Origin of the sequence: Brevibacillus laterosporus (genome assembly GCF_030489605.1) — a bacterium.
GTDB classification, from domain to species: Bacteria; Bacillota; Bacilli; order Brevibacillales; family Brevibacillaceae; genus Brevibacillus_B; species Brevibacillus_B laterosporus_E.
In genome coordinates, this window is the sequence record NZ_JAUKFY010000011.1 from 122,947 (window position 1) to 138,170 (window position 15,224).

The window sequence follows — 15,224 nt, forward strand, 5'->3', positions numbered from 1 at the left end:
GACGAGTAATATTTATAAGTAAAGATAAATCGTTCCGGGTTAATGGCTAGACCAAAACAGACAAAAAAACAATAAATCAATCCAATTAGCGCCATAATATGGAATTTAACAAATAACTATTCCAAAATTTTCATGGTTAGGTCTAGCCTAGAAAGTTAAATTTTGTTAAGATAAAGAAAAATTTAGTGAAAATAAAAAGCAAGCCAACATGCCTAACTAGATTGGCGAATCTAATTAGGTCTGACCACCGACCTCAGCTCGGTGAACAGAAGCACTTTTCGTACCCGTCGGCTTACTTGCTATCCATTGTAGCGAGTTTTCAAATTTTTGTCATTAGAAATAATTTAGTATGTGACAAAAGTTTAGTTGGTGGGCAAAAGTTTCCTTGCGGAAAAGCTCTGTCACCAGAAAGCAAACGGTGATGGAGCTTTTGTTTTCAGAAGGGGAGATTTTAGTGAATAGTTGTACTTTAGGTCAGTTAATTCACACTTATCGTAAGAAATGTGGAAAGTCTATAGCTGATATAAAAAATGAAACGAACATATCAGAGAAAGTTCTACGCAGACTAGAAAATGACCTGACAAATCACCCAAAACTAGAAACGATTGAAAAAGTTGCAGAATCATTAGTTATTCCATATACGGAGATTGCTGAAAAGGTTGTGCCGATACAAAGAAGCCAAGAATGTGTAAGAGAGATATTAATTCGAGTTTTACCTGAAGCATCTAAAAAGCTTTTAACTGAGGTTGTCCACCAATATGTGACGTTAAGTAATGATATACGAGAGGGATTGATTGAGGTCTTAAGTATTGCTAAGACAGCCAAAAATATTGATAATGCTGAAAAGCTATATTCAGTTTTGGGAAAACATGCGATGAATTACCAAGAAAATGACATTATGGCAATTGCTATGTTTGAGGAGTATCTTATTGCACGTGATAAAGATTTATCAAATAGTTATTATCTAGGAAAGCGATTATTTGAAGTTGCTCACTTTTTGCCAGAGGAAAATCGTATAATAGCGTACTATAAAGTAGGAGTCCATGCTCGTATTATTAAGAATTACCATGAGAGTAATGAATACTTAAAAAATATTATTGATAATCCTAAATCAAAAAATAAGCAGTTCCAAGAGAAAGCCTACCATGCTTACTACAATAACTTAATAACGCTAGAAAAGCTTGATGAAGCTGAGTTTTACTTGGAAAAGTACGCTAAGTTATTTAATAGATATAACAGTGCGTATTACAAGATTGATAAAGCTATTATTTATGCCAGAAGGAACCAAATTACTCTCGCGATAAGTCTACTTGAAAAATACCTAGAGGATTATGAAAATCACCATAATACAATTTTTGTGATCTGCGAATTAATGCAACTATACATCAAATGCAACAAAATATATGATGCCAGAGAAATGTATCGTTTTGAAAGTGTGTTCGATAAAATTTTAGAGAGTAATAACCTTAAAGGACCTTTTAACCAGCTTTACTATGGGTTATACTTACGTATTAAGGGACGTATAGAATTTCTATTAGGTAAAGTAAAAGAAGCTGTTAAGTTCCTTTTAGAGAGCATGCAGACTTTTGCAGATCTGGGGCATAAGCAAGAATTTTTAGAAACTATGAAATTATTATTTGATCTTAATGGATCGCAACTTATGGGAATCCAAGCTCCAGGAAAATCAATTATGGATACAAACGTACAACTAAGAATTTCGGAATTATTGCATGTAATTACAAGCAATGAAGAAAAGGGGTGTATGAGATGAAGAAAAAAATGGTGGTCTTTTCGCTTGCTCTAGTAACTTTAGTTGCTTTGACATCGGTAGCTGGTGCTGAGAAATCTATCAAGATGGTATCTAACAAACCGACTGCTATTCACTATATAACAGAGCCTGATTGGTGAAAACTGAAATATTTGTTAGTGAAACCCCTTGAAAAAGGGGTTTTTTCATGTCGAATTTCCATATAATTTGTCGAAAGCACAAAAACGTGTCCCTCATAATATAATGGTTTCAGGAATAACGTGTAAAAGAGAAAGGCTTTTTTAGAGGGGGAAAAGCAATTGAATTCAGACAGCAATGCCAAGATCGAGTTTGTTATTTGGGAGGTAGCAAAACTGTTAAAGCAATCAGAAACATGCGAGGAGTCAAAAGAAAAAATAGAAAAAATAAAAACCCTTCTCCATAACTAATTAGAAGAGGGCTTTATGATCTTAATTAAAGCATCCACGATATCTGGTCTATTTTTTATTTCTTCTAGAAGTTGTTTTTGATTGTCAGTCAAGGCAATATCTTTGTGGAAATCGTAATCGTTTGGTTGTTTATTATCTGTTCGACCGAGGATATAGTCAGTAGAGCAATGATAGAAATCCGCAAGCAGCTTGAGCGTATCTACATCTGGTTTTGATCTACCTATTTCGTAATGCCCAAGCCTTGCCCTTGATATACCTATTTTATCAGCTACTTCTTCTTGGGTCAGAGAGCCTCTAAGTTCTATCAACCTTTTACCGATCATAATGATCACCCTTTTTTTACCCATTTGTGTATCATTATAGATACTTCTTGTATCATTTTCTAGCATATTTCATAAATACGATTGACGTTTTTTGGTTTTGGGTGTATCTTGTGTATTATGAATGATACGTACGGTATCAAAAAAGGAGGTGCATGATGAGACGAATTGCATTAAAAGCAGCAAGGTTAGAGAAAAATAAGTTACAAAGGATTGCCGCAAAAGAGATAGGAATTTCTACTGTGTTTCTTGTAAAGTTGGAATCTGGAAAGCGTAAACCAGGTAGAGATACATTGATACGTATATCAAATTACTATCAAAAACCTGCTGAAGAGCTATTCCCCGATCTTTTTTGTGCCTTCGATGATACGTAGCGTATCAAAAAAAGAAGAGGAGCGAAATCAAATGAACCAATTGGTTTTCATTCAGAACAATCGGGTAGTTACGGATAGCTTAACAATTGCTGAGGTTTTCAATAAGGAGCATAAAAATGTAATGCGTGATATTGAAAATCAAATTGATAAGTTAACAGAAGCGGGAGAACAAGAATGGGGTCTGCTCAACTTTGAGCTTACCCAATACCAGCATCTACAGAACAAGCAAATGTACCCCAAATACGATTTAACAGAAGATGCTTTCGCAATTGTGGCAATGAGCTATGTAACACCTGAAGCCATGAAAATGAAGGTTAGATTTCTAGAAGAGTTTAAGCGGATGCGTGAGCAACTTCAGGAAACGGACAAGCCAAAAACACACCTCGAAATCCTACAAGCCTCTATATCGCAATTGGTTGATCAAGAGAGGCGTCTAGCTGCTGTGGAAGCCAGACAAGAGCATATTACAGAGGTTCTCAGCCTGAACCCAACAGAGTGGCGAAAGAAGGTCAATTCACTCATTAACAAAATGGCAAAAAAACTAGGCGGTTTTGGAGCTTACTCTGATATTCGGAACGAGAGTTATCAAAGGTTAGAGGAACGATCAAAATGTAAGCTCTCTATTCGTACAACCAATATACAGAAAAGAATGGCTTTAGAAGGTGTATCAAAATCAAAAATTGATAAGGTAAACGCTTTGGATGCTATCGCTGAAGATGCGCGCTTAACCGAAATTTATCTAGCAATTGTAAAAGAAATGGCTATTCACTACAAAGTGGGAATGGTCTCAGAAACGGACAAGCAAATTGCGAATTAAAAGGAGGGAGTTTTTATGCAAACATTTGAAGAGCTGCCACCGATTTTGACAGCCGTGCACATTGCGGCATATTTAGGAATCTCTAAACGTAGAGCATATGAATTAATGGATCTAAAGAACTTCCCGCTGATTAGATTGGGTAGAAGTAAAAGAGTTAATAGAGAAGGATTTATTCGCTGGCTTCAAGATCAAGAGGGGGCTAATCAAGTTCTTTCTTAGGGTAGTTAACAGCCTATGAAATCTGATCTATCAATAAAAAGGAGATGGTAATTTGAAAATCAACCACATCGTCCGTCGTGGTCACTGGCACTTGGTTGTTATTGGAAAGGCTAAGGACATCCAGAGATTTGCGAGGGAGAACATAAAGACTTTGAGGGGGATGAAGGAATAGATGAACATTCAGCCGATCAATTATTGGTTTGAATCCTTAAAGAATCAGGTTGTGGGATTAGATGAGTTAACAGTTAACACACAACCTGAAATATTTAAGGTAGAGATTGTAATGAAAGGTACTGTTGAAGCATGTACCTATGTAAAACGCGTGCTAGAGGAAAATAAATTAGCTCATATCTTTTTAAAATTCAATCACAAATAAGTTGTTAGCCCTTAAAAACTTTTACTTTAGCAGTAGCGTGAATAAGTTCTAATCCTAGAAGATGGATTTCTTCAATTCTTTCGGGGCTCACATCAGTATTAATTTCTATGCCAATGACGCCTGGTTCAAGAGGAGAGTGTAACTTGAAATCTCCTAGTTCAGGAAATGCCTCTTTAAATTTCATTTCAACACCATAAGCAGTGTTATCGGGATTCATAGCGAGTTCTCTAACTAACTCAGGTAGTATAGGTTCCTCGGGAATTTGATCTGTTTCTACCTCGGAATACGCTTTGTATCCATGTGCAGTTCCAGCGTCACGGTACTGCCCTAAATCAGGAATTACGACGTTATTTATATAATCATCAAGTTGACCATCTTCATTCCCTAAATAAAAATTCATAATCCAAGGCTCTTTTGGATCTGGATAGACTCTAACCTTACTTACCTGAGGAAATTTAGCTTTAACTAATTCTTGAAAAAATAATTTTGTGCTCATCTGAACAACTCCTTTTTCATATTTAAAGACCGACACTCGCCAAAGTTCACGGTCTTACGACATAGTTCTACATTCGTGAGTAAAATCCTGTAACAAATAGGTTTATTTACCTAAAAAATTAACTAGGAGGGATTAGTGTGAAAATGAATGTGGTCTTACAACGGATCTTTGCTGAAATGGATAAATGCATTGAGCAGCGTATTTCAGTCGCCAAAATGGAACTCGACTACGAGCTGGCTGTTTTATTTGACGCATTGGAAATCGGGGATCAGGAACAAGTTCAACGGTCAAAAGTAAAGCTAGCAGAATTAAGAGAGGAATTACTTGTATTAGAGAAGTGAGGAGGAGGTTGCTAATGAATATCCAAGAGATTGAGCGCAGGGAAGGGCTAATCAAAAAGGCTAGAGACATTTTGGAAAGAATCGAGGAACTAAAGGAACGTATCAATAAGGTTAAGGGATGCTTATTCGGACACATAGTGATTTATTTTGGAATAGAAGAGAGTAGTTTTTCTATGAGTGATTGGAGTTCCAAACAACGCTCAAATGATTACAACGATGAAGTTGAGGCGTACATGATTAACGCTTTTATTGATATCACCAAGGCTGAAATTGCACGTCTTGAAAGAGAACTAGCGGAGTTGTGGATATGGGGCTGAATAAACTGAAAAAGACCCTGCGTAGCACCGCAGAGTCCCCGTTCAAAACACTTATACACCCAGCCCTATAGTACCTTTTTCGGGTTGGAATTTCAAGTCGGATTAGTAGGAAACCAGAAATTCAAATATTTCTATAGGGGGACAAGCTTTTGACAATTGATCATCGATTGAGAGCTCTCGAAGCGGAAATGGATCGAATAGTAGCTATACAGGAGCAAACAAGGGAAGAGATCAAGCAACTTGTAACTAGCCTGGGAGCAAAATACTCAAAGCTTCAAGAGTTGCTAGCGTATGATGCTGAGTTGACAGAGCTCTTTCAGTTTAAACGGGCAGAGATCACCAGACTGAAGATAGATAAAAGCTAACTTCACTAGGTGTAGTTGAAATATAGGATCGGAATAAACCATTTAAAAATTGGAGGGGTTATTTATGAACGCTAAAGGTGTTGTAAGAAAAATCGATGATTTAGGAAGAATCGTTTTACCAAAGGAGCTTCGCGACTCAAACGGTTTACCTTCTGGTACACCTATGGAGATATTTGTTGATGGGGATCGAATCGTTTTAAGAAAATACGAGCCTGGTTGCGTCCTATGTGGAGATGTAGATGATCTGGATATGCACAAGAGCGGGAAGCTAGTTTGTAAGAGTTGCTTATAAGCTAAGGAGGTATTTTGATTATGGGGAAATTTTCTCAGATGGAACAAGAGGAGCAAGAAGTAGAGGTTTTTGATTATTGCGATAAATGCGAGAAGGAAATTTACGTAAATCAGAGAGCTTGGAAAGCTGGAGATGAATTGTTTTGCGATTGGGGGTGCTTAGTGAAAGGCTTGAATCTTGATTATGTGAGGCTCAGAACCAAGCGCAAGTAGTCGAAACCAGGAGTCGTCTCCTGGTCGCAGGGAGCTGACCTACCCTGCCTGATGAGACAGGTCTACATAGCGAGGCAGAAGCGTGGAGCATCCCAGGAGGTGCAACGGTCGGCAGAGAGGTTGGGCTGCTGGCGGCCTCGTGACTAATAGAAAGGGGTGAGAGTTGTGGATTTGCTAGAGAAAAGGTTGAAAGAAGAATTAGAAGCGCTAGACGACGATTCATTATTAGAACATTTCTGGATCTTCTGCATGAAATGTGCAGAGGGGCGGGTTGGGCACTGTTATGTGGAAAAAGTGAAGGATGTAATACTACGAAGACTTGAAAATAAAAATGACCCGTCTGCCAACGGGCCATCAGTAGAAAACACTTATCAGCCCTAGTCTACTACGACAGCAGTAAGGGCACAAGAGGGAGGTTGCATCGATGAATCTCTTCTGGAAGCTTTCTAACCAGAATGGAGGGTTCGCAGAATTACGGATAAACAACGCATCAGACGAACTAGGTAGACTTATGATCGAAAGAATGGAAGCTTTGCAGTTTGATAGGGGTATTTCAGATGTACCAGAGTTTAAATCTTCACCAGTTGTGGAGAAGACACCCCAGGAAGAGAAGCAAGAAAGCACTACAGATAAAGATGTAACGGTGGTACAGTCTCGACCGAAACAGCTTCCTTATGTCAATGGAACAAGCTCTCTAAGTCAAAACGTAGGCGAGAAGCTAAAAGAGGCTCTACAGAAACAAGTTGGTTCAGGGACCAGAGAGGTGGGCGGAGTCACGCTATACCAAACCGGTTATAGTTGTCCATCATGCAATCATACCGGTATTCGATATATGCAAGAGACGTGCGATTTTTGTAAATGTCACGAGTGCAAAACAGAGATCAGAATGCACAACGCTACCCCAGAGGGCTTCCCGTCTAGGGACGAAAAGGGAAATTACTTCATAGCAGAAACACCGTGGAATTAAACCACGATAAATAAGGAGGTTTCATATATGAACATCACTGTCACGATCAGCGCACCAGAGCTGGCAAACGCTATCCAAACATTAGCTCAAGCTCTTAGTACCGGTTCAGCTACAAAGGTTAGCCCATTCAGGATACCATCTGATTCAACTGAGAGCGTGGCTGATAAAAAGGGAAAGCCTACAGATGAGAAAAAAGCGGCTAACGAGGAGAAGGCAAAAGAAGAAGGGACCGGAGAGCAAATTATCCCTTTGGAGCCTGTGCGTGCAAAGCTGGCCGCGTTAGCTAAGTCAGGTAAACAAGCTGAAGTGAAAGAGTTAATTGCCTCGTTTGGTGCGTCTAAGCTAACCGATATTCCAGCAGATAAATATTTACAGCTCCTTATGCAAGCGGAGGCGATTAAATGAGTGTAGCCCACTCTGAACGCGCCCATGCTGTTTTATCAGCATCTGGCTCTAAACGGTGGATGTCATGCACACCAAGTGCCCAGCTGGAGCAGCTGTTCCCGAATTCCACCAGTGAATTTGCAGAGGAAGGGACAGCAGCGCATGAGTTATCAGAGCTACATTTGGGGCTTTATCTTGGAGAAATAAGTAAGAGGGCTTTTAACAAAAAACTGAAGGAACAACAGGCAGGGAAGTATTATTCACAGTCCATGAGTGATTACGTACATCAATACGTTGATGCGGTAGTTGAGAGAATCAATGAAGCGCGAAAGAGATCAAAAGACGCTACTGTCTTAATCGAACAGAGGTTAGACTACAGCGCTTGGGTTCCGGAAGGATTTGGGACGGGTGACGTGGTTATCATCTCAGACGGAATCATGGAAATTGTTGATTTGAAGTATGGGAAAGGCGTTCCTGTATCTGCAGAAAATAACACACAAATGCGTTTATACGGTCTTGGAGCGCTTAACTTGTTTAGCTTTCTTTATGATATCGAAACTGTTCGCATGACCATTGTTCAGCCAAGATTGGATAGCATTTCTACAGATGAAATCACTGCAGAAGATTTGCTTCTATGGGCCGAAAGTGAAGTAAAGCCTCTTGCTGAAAAGGCGAATGCAGGTGAGGGAGAATTCATTGCAGGAGAGCACTGCAGGTTTTGCCGTGCAAAAGCAATATGCCGAGCTCGAGCTGAAGCCAATCTCGAAATGGCCAGGTATGAATTTAGAGAGCCAACTCTATTAACCCCTGAAGAGATTGGAGAAATTTTGGCCCAGGCAGATGAATTGCAGAAGTGGGCCGCAGATGTGCAAGCTTATGCGTTTAACCAAGCGGAGAAACATGGGGTTAAGTTCCCAGGCTGGAAACTGGTTGAAGGCCGTAGCAATCGAAAATACGCAAATAAGGATATTGTGGCTGAAGTGTTACTCGCAGAAGGGTTAAGCAAGGATGTGATATACGAGCCTAAATCAATACTGGGGATCTCTGCTATGGAAAAAGCAATCGGTAAGAAGTTATTTAATCAACTACTTGGCGAGCATGTCATAAAACCAGTTGGGAAGCCTACCTTAGTTCCTGAGTCAGACAGTCGGCCAGAGCTTTCAACGGCTGCATCAGCAAAGGCGGATTTTGCAGATGATTAAACATTTAGCAATTCAGGGAGATTACCCTGGCGAGACCATCTATGTTTCTAAACGTGTGTTTGAAACGATTCAAAGAAAATCAGTTATTACCAATACCAAGATTATCGATAGAAAGATCGTTATCGAATATAAAGCCAAAAAGGGCGAGAGTTACGGTGTCATGGAGCTGTACGACATTGGACCCGCACCTATAAAAAAGGAGAAATCAAAATGACAACGACAAATAAAGACACAAAGGTAGTTACCGGAAAAGTTCGTTTCAGCTATGCCCATTTGTTTAAACCGACTGCAATTGATGATAACCAAGAACCTAAATATAGTGTTTGCCTACTGATTCCAAAATCGGATAAAGAAACACTGCGAAATATCAAAGCGGCAGTAGATGCAGCTAAACAGGCAGGTGCAGGTACGTGGGGTGGAAAGATACCAGCGAATTTAAAAACACCATTACGTGATGGGGATGAAGAGCGTCCAGATCAGCCTGAGTATGCAGGGCATTACTTCTTAAATGCAAACTCCAAACAGAAGCCTGGAATCGTAGATAAAAATTGCAGTGAAATCCTCGATTCTACTGAGGTGTATAGCGGTTGCTATGGACGTGCAAGTGTCAACTTCTATGCCTTTAATACAGCTGGTAACAAAGGGATTGCTTGCGGACTTAACAATGTTCAAAAGCTTGCAGATGGCGATTACCTAGGTGGTCGTTCCAGAGCTGAAGATGATTTCGATGCTGTTGAAGACGATGAAGAGGATTTTCTAGGGTAACTGGAAAGCGGGGGAGACGAAAGTTTCCCCTTTCTTATCCAAAAGGAGGAGTAATCGAATGGGCACCTACGTAAGAATAAAGCCTGAGACAGAAGCATGGGACTTGATGAATAAGATTTTCACCTTTCAAGAAAAGTGGGTAGAGCATCGTGAAGAGATTGAATCGTTTCTTGGATTTTCTATAGACGGCAATTTATATTTTGATATCAATGATCTAGTTATTGATCGCAAGATGGTCAAACCAGAATGGGAGAAGGAGTTCAAAAAGAACTCTCATCCAGCAGTAACAAAAGCCAGGTCGAAACTAGGAAAACAGTGGATTGATCTGTGTAAACGTCTAGGTCTTGAAGTTTATCGAACAAGTGATTTTTACATCAAATTTGGATTTTGGGGAACGTCTTCTAAATATCACAGTATTAACAGCGATTACTTCGTAGAGTTTGATAAAGATGTTGATCTAGGACCGCGCGAGTGGGCAGAAGAAATTAGCGAGCTGGAGTTTCTACGATTAAGAGCTGATTGGATAGAAAAGTCGAACAGCTCAAATGTGGAGAGTGGAAACATTGGGTGAACTAGCTGATTGGCATGTAGAACAAATGCAAGAAGGGCGGATTCCTAGCGGATATTTAAGCAGCTCAACCCGATCTGTAAGAGCTAACCCAAGAGAAGACTTTGACAAGTGGGACGGCACGACAACTTTAGCAATTGATATAGAAACATATAGCAGTGTAGACCTTAAAAAATCAGGGGTATATCCCTACACAGAGTCGTCAGATTTTGAAATTTTACTTTTCGCCTATGCCTTTAATGATGATCCTGTTGAGGTAGTTGATCTGACCAATTTTGAGTTTTTACCTGACCGCGTTGTTCACGCTTTACAAGATTCTTCCATCATCAAAACGGCATTTAATGCAAGCTTCGAACGGACATGTATTGCCAAACATTTTAAAATGCAAATGGCTCCAGAGCAGTGGCGTTGTACTGCTGTTCATGCTCTTACCCTTGGGCTCCCAGGTACTCTTGATGGCGTAGCCAAGGCACTCAAATTAACACAGCAAAAAAATAGCGCTGGTATGTCTTTGATTCGTTATTTTTCGATCCCTTGCAAACCAACAAAAAGAAATGGACAACGTACCAGGAACATGCCAGAACATGATTCAAAGAAGTGGGAGCAGTTCAAAGAGTATTGTATTCAAGACGTAGTGGTTGAAAGGGATATCCGTAGAAGACTTCTGCAGTATGAAATTCCTGAAAATGAACAAAAGTTATGGGAGTTAGATCAACGGATTAATGATAGAGGGATACGAGTAAATCCCCAGCTTGTTCAGAATGCAATCGCTTGTGATGTAGCAAACGAGGAGCGTCAGTTAGAAGAAGCTATCAACCTAACTGGATTAGAGAATCCAAACAGCGTGGCTCAGATAAAAAAATGGCTATCGGATGCAGCTGGTTTAGAAGTGGAAAGTTTGAATAAGGATGCCGTCCCTGATCTACTTGCACAGACGGATGATGAAACCGTTAAAAGGGTGCTTCAATTGCGTCAAGAGATGTCAAAAACCTCTGTGAAAAAGTATCAAGCCATGCAAAGAGGGCTTTGTTTAGATGAACGTGTGAGAGGGCTTCTGCAGTTTTACGGAGCCGGTCGAACAGGACGGTGGGCCGGTAGATTAGTCCAGGTTCAAAACCTTCCTAGAAATAAGCTGAAAGATTTGGATTTAGCCCGTAACCTTGTGCTTTCAAGTGATTACGAATTGCTTGAGCTATTGTTCGGAAATGTATCTGATACCCTTAGTCAATTAATACGGACAGCGTTTATTCCTTCGGAGGGTTGTCGCTTTATTGTATCGGACTTTTCAGCGATTGAGGCGCGGGTAATCGCTTGGCTGGCTAATGAGCAGTGGAGGCTAGACGTGTTCAACACCCATGGAAAGATTTATGAAGCGTCAGCTGCACAGATGTTTAAAGTGCCTATTGAAAGTATCGGTAAGGGTTCCGATCTGCGCCAACGCGGAAAGGTAGCAGAGCTCGCCCTTGGGTATCAAGGCGGTCCAAATGCATTGATCAATATGGGCGCTCTTGATATGGGGATTCCTGAAGAAGACTTACAGCCCCTTGTAGATGCTTGGAGAGCCGCTAATCCTGCAATTAAAAAGCTATGGTATGACGTTGGCAATGCGGCAATTAAGGCTGTAAACGAAAAACGGACTGTTAAGCTTCAGTATGGCCTTGCGATTTCATCAGAACCTGGTTACATGTTTATCCATCTTCCATCAGGTCGCCGTCTTGCCTACGTGAATCCACGATTAGAACAAGATAAGAAATTTAACAGGCTATCTCTCACCTATGAGGGTGTGGAACAGGGTCAGTGGCGTCGCCTTAAAACCTATGGCGGGAAACTCGTGGAGAATATCGTGCAAGCTGTAGCACGGGATTGTTTGGCCGTAGCAATGCTAAGGCTAGACGCCAACGGTTTTAATATGACCATGCATGTTCACGATGAGGTAGTTATCGATGAAAAGTGCGATTTAGATACGTTGGAAAAAGTGGAATCGATAATGGGCGAGCCGATTGAATGGGCTCCACGTCTTCCACTTCGAGCAGAAGCATTTGAAGCGAACTACTACATGAAAGATTAGATTAGGAGGATATCAATGCGTGAGATTACTCTCGTTTGCATGAGTTGCGGATCGGAAGAATCAAAAATACCAATTGGCAAACAAAATTCCTTTTATGACACTTTTTCAATTCAGTGTAAGTGCGGTAAATGGCTGATAGAAAATGGGGTGTTTGCGCAAAAAGAAAATCATATTCGTGCAGATTTCACTAGTAATCAGGCTCTTTAAAAACGTAGGGAGGGCGCGGAATGATCAGGGCTTGGAACCGCTTTTGGTGGAAGAGAAGAAGGAAAAGAGCGCTACGAAATATTAGGAGGGAATTTACTCTCTGGGGAATGTTTGTTGATGATATGTCCGATGACGAGCTGGAGAAGCGGATTGTTAATACATCCCGATTTTTGGTTAGGGGGATGCCGCACGTGTATAGGCTTAGCGTCTCAATCGAAGAAGTAGCTCACGCCCTTCAAAAAATGATGGGGGTTAAGACAGATGACGCGTGAAGAAATTGAAGCGATACGTAAGCGTGCGGAGAAGGCAACGGAAGGACCTTGGCGAGTGGTTCCTGGTAAGATGGTGTGTTTCGATATATACGACGTATACGATAAGTTGGATCGCTCGCTTATTCATCGGGAAGAAGACGCAAAGTTCATTGCCCATGCTCGGGAAGACATACCGAAGTTACTAGCGGAGATTGAACGATTGCAGAGGGGCTGGGGAAAAGCAATGACTTATTTGGAGCAAATAACTAAAATCACGGGACAACTACCACTAGAGGTATTAATAGACATTAATCAACGTATAGGAGACTGGCTTGCAAGTGGAGGAAAAGAGGACGATCCGTATATACAGCAACAACTAAGATTCGCAGAACGGTTTTTGAAATCGACTAGCAGGGGCTGAATGAAAGAGAGGGGTTCAATATGAATACATGCACTTGCGGAGGAACACCGTTTACAGATTCTAAATGTAAACCTTGCTTAGAGGCGCTTATCCAGAAAGGAAAGGCAAAGATTGTCGAATTGCAAGAACGGATCAGTGATATCGAAAACGATTTGGACGATGCTGAATATTATTCTGAACTTTGGAGCGAAGGGAAGCACCCTGAGCAGGAGGATGTGTAGACAAAATCATTGCTTGAGGAGGCTGACAGCATATGAACATTTCAGAGATTGATCAATTGGCTGCGACTTTTACCGATCATGCCAAGGTGTTATTCGAATATATGAAAAAGCTACAAGATGTAGGCTTTTCCAGAGAAGAAGCCTTACAACTAACTATAAACTTTCAAACAAACTTGGCAATGCTTAATCAGAAGTGAGGCGAGAGGATATGGAGGAGAAGGCTACAGAGTTATCGTTTGCTGAGTTTTATAAAAGGCTTAAACAGTCATTAAGTAATTTCTACAAACGTATCTCCGTGTTCTTCAAGAGGCCTTGGAAGGTTTTATTCGATAAGTCAGTGCCCATCACACGACAGCTTGCTGAGATAGAAATTAAAAGAGGGATACAAAGAAGGCTGTATTTCAGGAAAAAGCGTAGCCAAGCGAAACGAAAAGCGCGGAGGAAATGGGGGTAAGGGACAGGCCGTGTCAAAGACGCGAATAGATAACCCGCACCTTGGATGTAGGGACACGTTTATTAGAGAGAATAGAAAACTTGTGTATATGATTGTTCACAGATACTTTCTTGACGTTGCTAAGAGTACGGGAATTTCCCTGGATGATTTATATAGTGAAGGATTTGTCGGATTAATTAAAGCCTATGACTCATATGACCCTACAAAATTTCAGGGTGCCCCAAAGTTTTCTACGTATGCAGTACCTTCTATTATCGGGAGAATTAAAGAGTATCTAAAACGTGACGGCAGCCTTGTTCGTGGTCCAAATTATATCATTCGCATGCTGCCAAAAGTCGTAAAAATGGATGAAGAAGGAAAGTCGGTTAAAGAGATTTCAGAAGCACTACAGCGCAGTGAGCAAAAAGTGAAAGACACCCTTGAATATGTCAGTAAACAGATCCCATTTACTTTAGAGCAACAAATCACCGACCGTAACGGGGATCAAACAACCTTATTAGATTCTTTAGGGGTTCAAGATGATATCACTGAGATTTACGTCAACGAGTTTTTAGACAAATTGTCTGATCGTGACCGCATGATTGTTGATCTTGTGATGAAGGGCTTTTCTCAAAGTGAGATTGGAAAAAAGATGGGGGTGTTTCAAAGTCAAATAGCACGTCGGGTAGCGAAGATTAAAAAGGTATGGAAGAGTATCCGTGAAGGTACTGAGACCTCCAAAAATACAGGTACCGTCAATAAGAAGCGAAGTAAAGTGACAGAGTACAGGACTAAAAAAGCAGAGAGAAGGGATAGCGTGAAAGCACAGGAGGCAACGCCTGAAGGAATGAAAAAACACAATATTCAAACGATTGTTGATCTAGCTGACTGGTTTACAGATGTGAAGCTACCAGATGTGCCGTCTATTGGGATCAACCGTCATGGGATATCTTTCAACGCTTCAGCCGTGGAGATGATGGGATTAGCGAAAGGTATGAAACTAGAAATCGGCTTCTCATTAGATCATCTGTCTTTAGTCTTCAGGGTAGGTGATAAAGGTGCAAAATTAAAACAGCTAAGTGGCCAGAAGTCTTTAACGATTGTTAATAAAAGATTGATTAACTGGCTTTTAGCAAGATCGGTTATACAGAAACGGTATTCTCTTGAAGTTGATCAGCTTACAGGTGTTTGGATCTCGAAGGTTGAGCTTGGAATGAAAAAGGAGAAACCAAAGGGTAATGTGAGCTAATGGAAAAACACCCAAGCAAATTTAATGGTAAGCCTACAATACAGACGCGGGAAACCCAACTCGTTATCGATAAAACAGAAGAGGATTAATTAAGCATTTTATATAAAGCCTACCCCGTCGTTTTAGATGACCGGGTAGGCTCAAGGAGAAGTTAGCTAAAGAA

Annotated in this window: 28 protein-coding genes; 26 read left to right on the plus strand and 2 right to left on the minus strand. The window is 40.6% G+C overall.

All coding sequences use genetic code 11. The annotated features are described in order from the left end of the window. Positions 1 to 385 precede the first annotated feature (385 nt). The 3 genes from QZ995_RS13825 to QZ995_RS13835 all read left to right on the plus strand — a co-directional run bounded on the left by QZ995_RS13825 (position 386) and on the right by QZ995_RS13835 (position 2,196). On the plus strand, positions 386 to 1,771 hold the full coding sequence (locus QZ995_RS13825; RefSeq protein WP_301807814.1) for a helix-turn-helix domain-containing protein: 1,386 nt from the start codon (positions 386 to 388) through the stop codon (positions 1,769 to 1,771). Next, positions 1,768 to 1,908, plus strand: coding sequence for a hypothetical protein (locus QZ995_RS13830; protein ID WP_301807817.1), 141 nt, complete (start codon positions 1,768 to 1,770; stop codon positions 1,906 to 1,908). The genes QZ995_RS13825 and QZ995_RS13830 overlap by 4 nt, the downstream gene beginning before the upstream one ends. A gap of 159 nt (positions 1,909 to 2,067) precedes the next feature. Then, the gene (locus QZ995_RS13835) at positions 2,068 to 2,196 is read left to right on the plus strand and encodes a hypothetical protein (RefSeq protein WP_301807820.1); all 129 of its coding nucleotides are present in this window, start codon (positions 2,068 to 2,070) and stop codon (positions 2,194 to 2,196) included. On the opposite strand, the gene QZ995_RS13840 is transcribed toward QZ995_RS13835, so the two are convergent. Then, the gene (locus QZ995_RS13840) at positions 2,193 to 2,519 is read right to left on the minus strand and encodes a helix-turn-helix domain-containing protein (RefSeq protein ID WP_301807823.1); all 327 of its coding nucleotides are present in this window, start codon (positions 2,517 to 2,519) and stop codon (positions 2,193 to 2,195) included. The two genes, QZ995_RS13835 and QZ995_RS13840, sit on opposite strands and share 4 nt — an antisense overlap. A 155-nt stretch (positions 2,520 to 2,674) precedes the next feature. Between QZ995_RS13840 and QZ995_RS13845 the strand changes: the two genes are divergently transcribed. From QZ995_RS13845 to QZ995_RS13860, 4 genes are all read left to right on the plus strand, one after another. Beyond that, positions 2,675 to 2,890, plus strand: coding sequence for a helix-turn-helix transcriptional regulator (locus QZ995_RS13845; RefSeq protein WP_301807827.1), 216 nt, complete (start codon positions 2,675 to 2,677; stop codon positions 2,888 to 2,890). Between the two features lie 31 nt (positions 2,891 to 2,921). Further along, positions 2,922 to 3,707 carry a Rha family transcriptional regulator gene (locus QZ995_RS13850; RefSeq protein ID WP_301807830.1) on the plus strand — a complete coding sequence of 262 codons (786 nt, stop codon included), beginning with the start codon at positions 2,922 to 2,924 and terminating at the stop codon, positions 3,705 to 3,707. Positions 3,708 to 3,722: 15 nt separating this feature from the next. Continuing rightward, the gene (locus QZ995_RS13855; protein ID WP_301807831.1) at positions 3,723 to 3,926 is read left to right on the plus strand and encodes a helix-turn-helix domain-containing protein; all 204 of its coding nucleotides are present in this window, start codon (positions 3,723 to 3,725) and stop codon (positions 3,924 to 3,926) included. A 172-nt stretch (positions 3,927 to 4,098) separates the two neighbouring features. Continuing rightward, on the plus strand, positions 4,099 to 4,302 hold the full coding sequence (locus tag QZ995_RS13860) for a hypothetical protein (RefSeq protein WP_301807833.1): 204 nt from the start codon (positions 4,099 to 4,101) through the stop codon (positions 4,300 to 4,302). Between the two features lie 4 nt (positions 4,303 to 4,306). Here the strand turns inward: QZ995_RS13860 and QZ995_RS13865 are convergent, their stop codons facing one another. Beyond that, positions 4,307 to 4,798, minus strand: a complete 492-nt coding sequence (locus tag QZ995_RS13865) for a hypothetical protein (protein WP_301807836.1) — start codon at positions 4,796 to 4,798, stop codon at positions 4,307 to 4,309. Positions 4,799 to 4,941: 143 nt separating this feature from the next. Here QZ995_RS13865 and QZ995_RS13870 point away from each other — a divergent pair, with 143 nt between their 5' ends. From QZ995_RS13870 to QZ995_RS13960, 19 genes are all read left to right on the plus strand, one after another. Further along, a complete protein-coding gene (locus QZ995_RS13870) occupies positions 4,942 to 5,139 on the plus strand; it encodes a hypothetical protein (protein WP_301807938.1) in 198 nt (65 codons plus the stop codon). A 14-nt stretch (positions 5,140 to 5,153) separates the two neighbouring features. Beyond that, positions 5,154 to 5,456, plus strand: coding sequence for a hypothetical protein (locus QZ995_RS13875; RefSeq protein ID WP_301807839.1), 303 nt, complete (start codon positions 5,154 to 5,156; stop codon positions 5,454 to 5,456). Positions 5,457 to 5,605: 149 nt separating this feature from the next. Further along, the gene (locus QZ995_RS13880) at positions 5,606 to 5,821 is read left to right on the plus strand and encodes a hypothetical protein (protein WP_301807841.1); all 216 of its coding nucleotides are present in this window, start codon (positions 5,606 to 5,608) and stop codon (positions 5,819 to 5,821) included. 64 nt (positions 5,822 to 5,885) lie between these two features. Beyond that, positions 5,886 to 6,113, plus strand: coding sequence for an AbrB/MazE/SpoVT family DNA-binding domain-containing protein (locus QZ995_RS13885; RefSeq protein ID WP_301807844.1), 228 nt, complete (start codon positions 5,886 to 5,888; stop codon positions 6,111 to 6,113). 20 nt (positions 6,114 to 6,133) lie between these two features. After that, the gene (locus QZ995_RS13890; RefSeq protein ID WP_301807847.1) at positions 6,134 to 6,325 is read left to right on the plus strand and encodes a hypothetical protein; all 192 of its coding nucleotides are present in this window, start codon (positions 6,134 to 6,136) and stop codon (positions 6,323 to 6,325) included. 165 nt (positions 6,326 to 6,490) lie between these two features. Then, on the plus strand, positions 6,491 to 6,706 hold the full coding sequence (locus QZ995_RS13895) for a hypothetical protein (protein ID WP_301807849.1): 216 nt from the start codon (positions 6,491 to 6,493) through the stop codon (positions 6,704 to 6,706). A gap of 43 nt (positions 6,707 to 6,749) precedes the next feature. Then, a complete protein-coding gene (locus QZ995_RS13900) occupies positions 6,750 to 7,292 on the plus strand; it encodes a hypothetical protein (RefSeq protein ID WP_301807851.1) in 543 nt (180 codons plus the stop codon). Positions 7,293 to 7,319: 27 nt separating this feature from the next. Beyond that, a complete protein-coding gene (locus QZ995_RS13905; protein ID WP_301807852.1) occupies positions 7,320 to 7,697 on the plus strand; it encodes a hypothetical protein in 378 nt (125 codons plus the stop codon). After that, entirely contained in the window at positions 7,694 to 8,878 is a 1,185-nt protein-coding gene (locus tag QZ995_RS13910; protein ID WP_301807855.1) for a DUF2800 domain-containing protein, read from the plus strand. The genes QZ995_RS13905 and QZ995_RS13910 overlap by 4 nt, the downstream gene beginning before the upstream one ends. Next, positions 8,871 to 9,092 carry a hypothetical protein gene (locus QZ995_RS13915; RefSeq protein ID WP_301807857.1) on the plus strand — a complete coding sequence of 74 codons (222 nt, stop codon included), beginning with the start codon at positions 8,871 to 8,873 and terminating at the stop codon, positions 9,090 to 9,092. Before QZ995_RS13910 ends, QZ995_RS13915 begins: the two co-directional genes overlap by 8 nt. Further along, on the plus strand, positions 9,089 to 9,643 hold the full coding sequence (locus tag QZ995_RS13920; RefSeq protein ID WP_301807858.1) for a DUF2815 family protein: 555 nt from the start codon (positions 9,089 to 9,091) through the stop codon (positions 9,641 to 9,643). Before QZ995_RS13915 ends, QZ995_RS13920 begins: the two co-directional genes overlap by 4 nt. Positions 9,644 to 9,701: 58 nt before the next feature. Further along, positions 9,702 to 10,214, plus strand: coding sequence for a hypothetical protein (locus QZ995_RS13925; protein WP_301807859.1), 513 nt, complete (start codon positions 9,702 to 9,704; stop codon positions 10,212 to 10,214). Continuing rightward, the gene (locus QZ995_RS13930) at positions 10,207 to 12,279 is read left to right on the plus strand and encodes a DNA polymerase (RefSeq protein ID WP_301807860.1); all 2,073 of its coding nucleotides are present in this window, start codon (positions 10,207 to 10,209) and stop codon (positions 12,277 to 12,279) included. The genes QZ995_RS13925 and QZ995_RS13930 overlap by 8 nt, the downstream gene beginning before the upstream one ends. Before the next feature lie 15 nt (positions 12,280 to 12,294). Continuing rightward, positions 12,295 to 12,486 carry a hypothetical protein gene (locus tag QZ995_RS13935; RefSeq protein WP_204407469.1) on the plus strand — a complete coding sequence of 64 codons (192 nt, stop codon included), beginning with the start codon at positions 12,295 to 12,297 and terminating at the stop codon, positions 12,484 to 12,486. A gap of 20 nt (positions 12,487 to 12,506) precedes the next feature. Next, a complete protein-coding gene (locus QZ995_RS13940; RefSeq protein WP_301807867.1) occupies positions 12,507 to 12,758 on the plus strand; it encodes a hypothetical protein in 252 nt (83 codons plus the stop codon). Positions 12,759 to 12,981: 223 nt separating this feature from the next. Beyond that, positions 12,982 to 13,158, plus strand: coding sequence for a DUF6877 family protein (locus QZ995_RS23835; RefSeq protein ID WP_366919701.1), 177 nt, complete (start codon positions 12,982 to 12,984; stop codon positions 13,156 to 13,158). 20 nt (positions 13,159 to 13,178) lie between these two features. After that, positions 13,179 to 13,379 carry a hypothetical protein gene (locus QZ995_RS13950; RefSeq protein ID WP_301807869.1) on the plus strand — a complete coding sequence of 67 codons (201 nt, stop codon included), beginning with the start codon at positions 13,179 to 13,181 and terminating at the stop codon, positions 13,377 to 13,379. Between the two features lie 32 nt (positions 13,380 to 13,411). Further along, entirely contained in the window at positions 13,412 to 13,576 is a 165-nt protein-coding gene (locus QZ995_RS13955) for a hypothetical protein (RefSeq protein WP_301807871.1), read from the plus strand. A gap of 267 nt (positions 13,577 to 13,843) precedes the next feature. Then, a complete protein-coding gene (locus tag QZ995_RS13960) occupies positions 13,844 to 15,061 on the plus strand; it encodes a sigma-70 family RNA polymerase sigma factor (RefSeq protein ID WP_301807873.1) in 1,218 nt (405 codons plus the stop codon). Positions 15,062 to 15,224: the final 163 nt, after the last annotated feature.